Annotated in this window: 6 protein-coding genes and 2 pseudogenes; 6 read left to right on the forward strand and 2 right to left on the reverse strand. The window is 58.7% G+C overall.

The annotated features are described in order from the left end of the window. Positions 1–387: 387 nt before the first annotated feature. The 5 genes and pseudogenes from EBBID32_RS20195 to tnpC form a co-directional block, all read left to right on the forward strand. Positions 388–828 (forward strand): TonB-dependent receptor plug domain-containing protein, encoded by a 441-nt coding sequence (locus EBBID32_RS20195; protein ID WP_006965813.1) that lies wholly within the window; start codon positions 388–390, stop codon positions 826–828. A gap of 175 nt (positions 829–1,003) precedes the next feature. Further along, positions 1,004–1,930: an SMP-30/gluconolactonase/LRE family protein gene (locus tag EBBID32_RS20200; RefSeq protein WP_006965815.1), complete on the forward strand. Its 927-nt coding sequence runs from the start codon at positions 1,004–1,006 to the stop codon at positions 1,928–1,930. A 319-nt stretch (positions 1,931–2,249) separates the two neighbouring features. Beyond that, the gene (gene tnpA, locus EBBID32_RS20205; protein WP_006965817.1) at positions 2,250–2,594 is read left to right on the forward strand and encodes an IS66 family insertion sequence element accessory protein TnpA; all 345 of its coding nucleotides are present in this window, start codon (positions 2,250–2,252) and stop codon (positions 2,592–2,594) included. Beyond that, on the forward strand, positions 2,591–2,938 hold the full coding sequence (gene tnpB, locus EBBID32_RS20210) for an IS66 family insertion sequence element accessory protein TnpB (protein ID WP_006965819.1): 348 nt from the start codon (positions 2,591–2,593) through the stop codon (positions 2,936–2,938). Before tnpA ends, tnpB begins: the two co-directional genes overlap by 4 nt. 74 nt (positions 2,939–3,012) lie before the next feature. Beyond that, positions 3,013–4,596: pseudogene (gene tnpC / locus EBBID32_RS20215) on the forward strand (IS66 family transposase); the annotation flags it as partial. 246 nt (positions 4,597–4,842) lie between these two features. Here the strand turns inward: tnpC and EBBID32_RS23825 are convergent. Together EBBID32_RS23825 and EBBID32_RS20220 are read right to left on the reverse strand one after the other, a co-directional pair. After that, positions 4,843–5,237: pseudogene (locus EBBID32_RS23825) on the reverse strand (IS110 family transposase); the annotation flags it as partial. A 265-nt stretch (positions 5,238–5,502) separates the two neighbouring features. Next, on the reverse strand, positions 5,503–7,068 hold the full coding sequence (locus EBBID32_RS20220; protein WP_006965822.1) for an AMP-binding protein: 1,566 nt from the start codon (positions 7,066–7,068) through the stop codon (positions 5,503–5,505). Between the two features lie 163 nt (positions 7,069–7,231). On the opposite strand from EBBID32_RS20220, the gene EBBID32_RS20225 reads away from it, so the two are divergent. After that, positions 7,232–7,813 (forward strand): SMP-30/gluconolactonase/LRE family protein (locus EBBID32_RS20225; protein ID WP_037492181.1); only part of this gene is annotated, 582 nt, incomplete at its 3' end.

Below are 7,813 nucleotides of genomic sequence, written 5' to 3' on the forward strand. Positions count from 1 at the left end.
GATTTCATGGCCACACGCGTGTCTAGCCGTCTGTCTACGATTCAAACCGTGCAGCGTGCATAACCGGCATCGGCGAGGATCCAATAATCCAGCACATCGCCACTCAGTCCCACAAGATTAACGATCTCGGACGGCTCACCGTGCGCCGCGAGCGCTGTCTCGAAGAACTCGATTTCGGCGCCTTTCGGCCGCCTCTAGCCGATCAGCGCCAACGATATGCTCATTTTCGGCCATTCGAGGCCACTTGAACCCGTTGTCGCGCTCCATTGAGTTAGCAGTCGAGATATCCCCCCGAGGGGGACATTAAACAAACACCGACGTGTGTAGCTAATCGGTTTAGCGCAAAAAATCCAAAAAAAAATTGACAATACGAGGGAGGGCCACAGTATGAGTCTAATCGATCGTGCAGCCGTAAGTTTGCTGCTTATCATGACGTCGACGACTAGCATCGCGCAGGCCTCGACGGCAGATCAATCGACTCCGCTCGGAGCAGCAGCGGAGGAAAAGGGGCTCGAAGAAATTGTCGTTACGGCGCAAAGACGCAGCGAAAACCTCCAGGATGTGCCGATCGCGATCGCCGCTGTTTCTGGGAAGCAACTGTCTGTCGCAGGCGTCAACAATCTCGTCGACATGCGCGTGCTTGTTCCTGGTCTTACTGTCACCAATTCCGTCGGTTACGCGACTACGCGTTTGCGCGGCGTGGGCAGCGGCGCATTGGGACCTGGCCTCGAAGCGCCGATCGCGCTGTATGTTGACGGCGTCTATTATGCGGCGAGCAACGGAAATCTGACGGATTTTGTCAGCGTGTCGCAGATCGAGGTAACCTGACGAATGCCGCGATCATCGGCCAATTCGCCACCAATTCGTTCGGCAGCAAGGTATCCACCTGGCAGTCGCCGAGGACCTATGGCGTTACCTTGGGGAGCAAGTTCTAGTCTAGGCGCATAGCCGACCCGACCAAAGCTTTGATGCGGAAACGCCTCCTAAAGGACGAAGGTGATATATGGACTATGAAATCGTAACGGAAGGCCTCGCTTTTCCCGAAGGCCCGGTATGGCTGCCCGATGGATCGGTTGTCGTGGTCGAGATTGCCGGGGGTTGTGTCACGCGGGTAACGCCGGATGGGCGCCGGCATGTCATCGCGCAGACCGGCGGCGGGCCTAACGGCGCTGCTCTGGGACCCAACGAAACATTGTTTGTCTGCAATAATGGCGGCTTTGAATGGCATCGGGTCGAGGGGCTCACGGTGCCGGGGCATCAGCCGGCCGACTATTCCGGCGGGCGGATCGAAGTCGTCGATGTTAACACCGGTAAGGTCGAGCGGCTCTATGACAGTTGCGATGGGCGCCCCCTCGTTGGCCCGAATGATCTTGTGTTTGATAATCACGGAGGGTTTTATTTTACCGATGCGGGCAAAATCCGCGAGGACGACGCCGATAATGGTGCAGTTTATTATGCGAAGACGGACGGATCGATGATCCGCCGCGCGGCATTCCCTGTAAACATCCCGAATGGCTGTGGCTTGTCTCCCGACGGCAAGACGCTCTATGTCGCGCAAACGCTGCATCGCACGCTGTTGTCTTTCGCGATCGCCGCGCCGGGCGAATTCATCGCCGAGACCAGTCTGACGTCGATGTTCTTCGCGGGTTCTGTAGTTACGACCTTTCCCGGCCGGCAAGCGCTCGATTCCCTCGCCGTCGCCGCGGACGGCTCCGTGTGCGTCGCTACACTGGTAGAGCGGGCGGGAATTGCAACCGTTGATGTCAAAACCGGCGGGATCAGCTACCGCGAATTTCCCGATCTCTTCACCACCAATATAGCGTTTGGCGGTGACGACATGCAGAACGCCTGGGTCACGTTGTCTTCAAGCGGCCGATTGCTCAAGACTCGCTGGGATCGGCCTGGGCTGAAACTAGCCCATTACGCATAATGGGCGCGTGACTGAGATTCGTCGATTCCGACATGGACGCGCCATTTAGAGAAGGCACTGTTTCAGCCGGGTAGAAACTCTCCGTCGGCAGCGGAGCTGGCTTTAGGCGGCCGGAACCATCCGCAGATCCACGATCCTGCGGTCGCATCATCAATGAACATCTGTAGCGACACGTTGGGGTCTCGATCCTCAAGCACCGATGTAACTTGTTGTCGATCTGTACGCATTCGAGGTGATGCATCTATTCGGGCTGGCGAGCGCGTGACAGATTAGCTGTGGTGCTAGCGACGTGCTTAGCACCGTGGTTAAGGATTGAGGCTTGACGCAATTCACCATCATGTCGGGTCCTGAGCGGCGCCGGCGCTGGAGCTTTGACCAGAAACGAGCGCTTGTGGAAGCGTCGATGGAGTCCGGGGCTTCGATTGCTGCAATCGCACGAGAAGCCGACCTGTCGCCGACCCTGATCTACAGGTGGCGACGTGAACTGACCGGCACGACCGTTCGCCAGCCCAGCGGCTTTGCGACTGTTGCCGTTGTGCCAGACGCGATCGATAACGATCGGTGCGGAGCGTTTCAGATTTTCATCGGCGGTGCGAGGCTGCAAGTGCCGAACGGCACATCGGAAAATTTGCTGATCGCGGTGCTGCGCGAATTTCGCGCATGATCCCGATCCCTGGCCATGCGCGCGTCTGGATCGCGACCGGGCATACTGACATGCGCAAGGGTGCAGCCTCGCTTGGCCTGCTGATCCAGGAGGGATTTGGAGGCAAGCCCAACAGCGGCGACCTCCACGTTTTTCGGGGGCGCCGAGGGGATCTTTTGAAGATAATCTGGCATGATGGCCTCGGCGCCTCGCTATATTCAAAGCGTCTTGAACGGGGCAAATTCACCTGGCCGTCTGCAAAAGACGGTGTGATTTCGATCTCGGCATCGGCGTTGGCCTGTTTGCTCGAAGGGATTGATTGGCGAAACCCACAATATACATTCAGGCCTGAGCTGGCGGGCTGAAATGCCTGGTTTTGTTGAGGTTTTTGCCGATTTTCCTCGACGAAATAACGATTATCTGCTCTACATAATCCACGATGGATATGTCGCTCGAGGCCCTTCCTGACGATCCCGATGCGCTCAAAGTGCTGCTGATCAGTACTCGCGCAGAACTCCTTCAGGCCGAAGCCCTGGCCGCCATCGCCCAGGCGCAAGTCACAGATGCTTACGCTGTAATCGAAGAGCTGAAACTGCGCACCGCCAAAGCCCGCCAGGACAAATGGGGGCAGTCGTCCGAGCGCCACAAACATCTGCTCGATCAGCTCGAAATGCAGCTCGAGGATGTCGTCACGTCTGCGACCGAGGATGAGCTCGCCGCCGAGCTCGCTGTCGCAAAAGCAGGCAAGGCCGGCGTCCCGGTAGCACCCTTCACCCGCAAGAGAGCCGCGCGCCGCCCCCTGTCCAGCGATCTGCCCCGCCACCGTGTTGTCGTGCCTGGTCCGCAGACCTGCTCGTGCTGCCAGGGCAGCGACCTTAAAAAGATCGGCGAGAGCGTCACCGAGAGCCGCGAGGTGATCCCGCGTCAGTGGATCGTCCTGCAGACGGTGCGCGAGAAATTTGTCTGCAGGGACTGCACGACAATCTCGCAAACCCCGGCGCCCTTTCATCCCGTTCCACGGGGATCTGTCGGCCCCAAACTTTTAGCGATGATCGCCTTCAACAAGTTCGGGCTCCATCAGCCGCTCAACCGGCAAAGCGAGACCTATGCCGCAGAAGGCATGGATATCAGTGTCTCGACGCTCGCCGACATGGTCGGTCACGCCACCATCCTGCTGAACCCGCTGCTTCCTCTTCTCGAAGATCATGTCCTGGCAGGATTGCGGATCCACCATGACGACATGACAGTCCCGGTCATCGCGGCTGGAAAGACCATAACAGGAAGGGTCTGGGCGTCGGTGCGCGACGACCGCCCTTTTGGCGGAGGCGACCCGCCGGGCGTCATGTTCTACTACACACGCGACCGGACTGGCGCTCACCCGCAGCGACAACTGCCGCGATTTACCGGCATCCTGCAGGCCGACGCCTATACTGGCTATGAGGCCCTGTACGCGCCAGGCCGCAAACTCCAGCCCATATTAGAGGCTGCCTGCTGGGCGCACGCAAGGCGGCCATTCTACAAGGAAGCCCGGCTCAAAGGCTCACCGCTGGCCCGCGAGATCGTGAAACGCATGGATGCGGTCGTCACGGCCGAGCGCCAGATATGGGGCCGTAGCGCCGATGAGCGTCTCGAGTACCGGCAGAGACATGTCGCCTCGCTCGTGGCCGAACTCGAAGCGCATCTGCGCCAGCAATATCGCCGCGTCTCTCGCAAGAGCGATCTCGCAAAGGCCATCAGTTATATGGTGTCACGCTGGGAAAGCTTCGCCCGCTTCCTTCACGACGGCCGGATCTGCATGACAAACAACGCGGCGGAACGGCGAGTCCGTACAGTGGCAATCGGAAGGAAAAACTGGACCTTCTGCGGCTCGGACCGCGGCGGGCACCGGGCGGCCGCCATGTACTCTCTGATCCAGACATGTCGCCTCAATGGCGTCGACCCACATGCATGGCTGCGTGACGTTATCGCCAGCATCTCCGACCAACCGCAAAACAGGCTGCACGGGCTGTTGCCCTGGAACTGGTGCGTCTTCGCGACGAGGCTCTGCATCAACCCGTCGCTCAGGCTGCCTGACAGCACGTCAGCACATCACGTGCCAGTCCCAAGGGTCCTCGCCGGATGCACACGTCGATCTGGGTGGGTTCGCCAAAACAATCGCGGCGGTTGCCTGTTGTACCCGGTCTGGTTCATCGGCGGTGATCATCCAGTTTGGCGCGCGCTTCTCGCGGAATACTGGCGGCATGCTCGAGAGCGTGCACCAGTGCGCGTTCATCTTGAGCAGTTGGTTGCGTGCTGCGACCAACGTGCGAACCAGCATGCAGTCAAAGCTCTTTACCCGCACCTCGCGGTAAAGGCCGACCTAGGAAAGGTGCGCGAGTCCGTCCGCGTCATTTGCATCGGTCTTGTTCGGCGCCATATCCAGCGCCGCCTTGGCATGGCGGGCATGAATGCAAATCGCCGGCAAGCCTTCCAGCTTCAGCGCATGATAGAACCAGATCGCCAGAGGCCCCGTCTCGAACACGACGCGCTTCGCGTTCGGAGCACGCTTGCGGATCACCTCTGCTATCAGTTTGGGATCGGACAGCGCCAGATCCGCTTACCTGCTTCCCGCACCGAGACGAATGTATCTTTCAATGACACGGCGAGGCCGATAAACTGCTTCATGGTTGTTTCCCGTTCGATGCTGGGCCCGGCTATGCGGTCGTGAGCCCTTACTTCATCCTATCGGGAGGCAACCACCCTTCCAACGCATCGTAACCGCGTCGGTGTTCCCAACCCCGCGATTACTCTATGTGATTGGAAGCTCCAGCCTAAGCTTGGCCTTGAACCTCAAGGGATACACCGCCAAGCTCTGCAGATTACAGGATCGGTGATCGAGCGCGGTGACATTTGAGCTTGGCGCTTACACGCCTGTTCCCCGCCAGCCCGGTCATCGTGAAACCAGTCCTGCCTTGTCCCGATTTCGCGAGAGGTACTGCTCGCGAAGGACATGCTTCATCACCTTGCCAACGCCGCTCAGTGGGAGCGTGTCTTCGACGATGTCTACCGATTTCGGGCATTTGTATCCCGCGATAAACTGCCGACAATGGGCAATCAGCTCGGCCTCATTCGTGGATTTGCCTTTGATGAGCGTCACCACGGCATGCACCGCCTCACCCCACAGGTCGTGGGGTATGCCGATTACGGCACAAGTGCTGACTGCAGGATGCTGGGCGAGCGCATTTTCGACCTCCGTGCAGAAGACATTCTCGCCGCCGGTTATGATCATATCCTTAAACCGATCAACGACCGCGATGAACCCGTCCGCGTCCATGACCCCTACGTCGCCAGTGTGTAACCATCCCCCGCGGAAGAGTTCTGCAGTCTTCTCGGGCTGACGCCAATAGCCGGTTGAGAGATATGCGCCCTGAACAAGAATCTCTCCAGCGGCGCCTCTCGGTTGCTCTACGCCCTTTTCATCGACAATGCGGACACGATAGCGTTTGTCTGGCCGACCTGTGGTTCTCAGCTTTCCGGCCTTCGGCCCCTCCAGAACATGCCAGTCTGCATCCAAGATGATTACTGTGCCCGAAGCCTCCGATTGTCCATAAAATTGAACAAACCTGGCATTTGGCATCGCCTTAATCGCGCGCTTGAGCAATGCTTCTGAAATCGACGAAGAGCCATATCCAAAGCCGCGGATAGTTCGGAGTAGCGCATCGTCTCGCGCAGGGGAATCCAGCAACATGGCGAGCGACGTAGGCGCGCCGCATAAAGTGTTGACGCCACTACGCGCGATCTCCTCGAAGGTCGCGATCGGACCGCCATCCGGACGAAAAACATGCGCCCCGCCACCCAACGTCACTCCTGCGAACTGGGCCACGCCAGCGACATGGAACATCGCCATAGCATGGAGATAAACAGTCTCGCGATTATAGCCAATATAGTCGCGCATGATCTCGCCTTCGGCGATTAGAGAGCGGAAGGGAAGCATGACCCCCTTAGGCGTTCCCGTCGTTCCGCCGGTGTAGATCAGCATCGCCAGATCGTTTTCTGCCTGCTCTACCCGTGCCAGCGGCTTGGACGCAACGAGCGACGTTAAACTGTGATTTTCGGGTCTTTCCGCTTCCCGATCGAGCGCGATCCCAATCTTGATGCCGAGCTGGTCTGCTGCCTGAACAGCAAATGCAGCGTGAGTTGCGTCAAAGGCGATGGCCGATACGTCCGCGTCCTCCAAAATGGCGAGAAGTTCTTCCTTCCCCAGCCGCACGTTGAGCGGAACCAGAACCATGCCGGCCCAAGACACCGCGCAACCCAACTCGGCTTGACCCTCGGCAAGTCCAGACACGATGGCAACGCGGTCACCGACTTTTAATCCTAGCGCGATCAGGCCACCGGCTACGTGCTCGACTGACTCCTTGACCTCTCGCCATGTCCGCTGTCGGTCACCGCTGATGAAGGCCAGGCCGTGCGGATGGTCGCTTGCCGTGGTGGCCAAAAGCTTTGCATATGCCATCGCCTCTCCTAACTCTGATTCGTGCAACGAGACTGTGTCGGAGTATCGTTCAGTCGGCCCCGTCTACCTTAAGATACTGGTCGGCGCGGTCCCCTATCCCGGGACTGGCCCCTAATCGGAAATTGCCGCTGACTCCGCTCGGAAGAGAATAAGGAGATAATCGATGGACTTCGAAGTCGTTGCCGAGGGACTGAAGTTTCCGGAAGGGCCAGTGTGGCTACCGGACGGGTCTGTTGTGGTTGTCGAAATTGCGGCTGGCCAGCTAACGCGGATATGGCCCGATGGCCGACAAACCGTCGTCGCCACACCAGGTGGCGGTCCCAACGGCGCAGCGCTGGGCCCAGACGGGCGACTGTATGTTTGCAACAACGGCGGCTTCGAATGGGAGAAGCAGGGCGACTTGCTTATTCCTGGCCATCAGGCACCAGATTATAGCGGAGGCCGCATCGAAGCGATCGAGATCGACAGCGGTGCAGTCGAAATTCTCTACGATTCCTGTGATGGACATCGGCTTAATGGACCGAACGACCTGGTATTTGACGGCCATGGCGGTTTTTACTTCACAGATTTCGGCCAAGGGCGCGAAAGAGAGAGCGATCGTGGGGGCCTCTATTACGCCAAGGCGGACGGCTCCGAGATCAGCTCATTGCTCTACCCTGTGGACCACCCCAATGGATGCGGCCTTTCACCAGACGGCCGCACGCTTTATGTAGCGCAGACGTTGTTTCGTAACGTGACGGCATTC

Origin of the sequence: Sphingobium indicum BiD32 (genome assembly GCF_000382885.1) — a bacterium.
Lineage (GTDB): Bacteria > Pseudomonadota > Alphaproteobacteria > Sphingomonadales > Sphingomonadaceae > Sphingobium > Sphingobium japonicum_C.